This is a genomic window from Marichromatium sp. AB32 (genome assembly GCF_003718675.1).
Taxonomy (GTDB): Bacteria; Pseudomonadota; Gammaproteobacteria; order Chromatiales; family Chromatiaceae; genus Marichromatium; species Marichromatium gracile.
This window is the reverse complement of sequence record NZ_RHFJ01000149.1, coordinates 1-412: the sequence shown is the minus strand read 5'-3', so window position 1 is coordinate 412 and position 412 is coordinate 1. Positions and strand designations below refer to the sequence as shown.

At 47.8% G+C, this 412-nt stretch carries 1 protein-coding gene; it reads right to left on the bottom strand.

Features of this window, described 5'->3' with window-relative positions; all coding sequences use genetic code 11:
* Positions 1–314: TonB-dependent receptor plug domain-containing protein (locus EBL85_RS16925; protein WP_150132757.1), on the bottom strand; the 314-nt coding region annotated here is incomplete at its 3' end.
* Between the last annotated feature and the right edge of the window lie 98 nt (positions 315–412).

Below are 412 nucleotides of genomic sequence, written 5' to 3'. Positions count from 1 at the left end.
CCATCAACCAGTACTAAAACTTGGTCGGAACTGGTTCCACGAACAAATAAAGACGCTAACTGACCACGACCACCATTTTGTGAAACTTGAATCCCCGTAAGGCGACGCAATACATCTGGTAGGGTTTTCGCTTGAATGCGATCGATGTCTTGTCGAGTAACTACTTCGACATCTGCCAACGTACGGCTTTCGGCTTGCTCAAAACGGTTTGCAGTAACAACGATGGTTTCGTCAGTGGAGGTTTCTTGGGCCTGTAGATAAGAGACAGGTGAAAGCAGCGATGCCAAAGTTATCGCCAGTGCGGATTTTCTCATTGTATTGTCCTAAATCGCGTAATTCCTTCCGAGCCCTGTCATCATGACAGTCCAGTGCTGTGGCTCAGTTGTTGGCAGGTATTCGGACTCAAGAGCAC